The 857-nt window shown below is 46.1% G+C and carries 1 protein-coding gene; it reads right to left on the reverse strand.

Features of this window, described 5'->3' with window-relative positions:
* Positions 1-504: 504 nt before the first annotated feature.
* The coding region (locus RTW80_RS26300; protein WP_312721016.1) for a TonB-dependent receptor domain-containing protein at positions 505-857 on the reverse strand (353 nt) is incomplete at its 5' end.

Here is an 857-nt window from a genome sequence, read left to right on the forward strand (position 1 = left end):
CTGATAGAAACAGAAGCCACTGGAGCACCTCAAAAACACCATCATACACTAAATCAGTAAGTTGGCAGCATCACCTTTATTCATTATAAAATGCCCCGTAATATTTATCTCACAATGATTATGATTAGTGGATACGCCCCTACATTTCCAGACAGCTGTTATCACTTAATCTATTACTGGCCCGCAGCCGTAGATATTCTAGCCACGGTGGTAACGAGTATCCGGAAGAGATTCCACTTACACTCTTTCAATCCTATTGCAAAAGCTGATTTACTCAACAGGATTAAAAGAGGGAGTTTGATACAATTTATTTCACTTTTTGTTAGAATACTAATTCTTTTCTTGTATTTTTTTGAGGAAATGAGCACGGAACACGACATAATCTGTAGTCAGTAAAGAGTCTATCCTCCCTGACTACAGATTATGTCGTGTATTATATGATATCAACTTGGCTGTCAGCGGCCATGTTGATATCAGCGTACCTTTGTTGTAAAGGAATACCGGTCAGAACAGCACAGAGTAGTTCAGACCAAAGGTTCGGCCCCTGCCTTTGTAGTCGTACAGTGACGCTGGGCAGTAACCCGGGCTGTAGTACAGTGGTGCACGCTGCCCCCAGACAGTGGTGTAGTCACGGTCGAAGAGGTTTTCAATGCTGAAGCTGAGTGTACCCACCGGAAGCTGATAACTGCCGAGCAGATCCACGGTGGTATAGCCATCGACCTTGTAGCCCTGCGCGTCGCTCACGTCAAAGGAGGTGGTGCTCTGCACGCGCAGACTCCACGGGTCCGGTGCCCAGCCAATGTAGGCTGTCGCTTTTGATGGGCTTGCTGTCTTCACATCGTATTTCTGCCAGGTAC

It is taken from the genome of Escherichia sp. AM3, assembly GCF_032029835.1.
Lineage (GTDB): Bacteria > Pseudomonadota > Gammaproteobacteria > Enterobacterales > Enterobacteriaceae > Escherichia > Escherichia coli.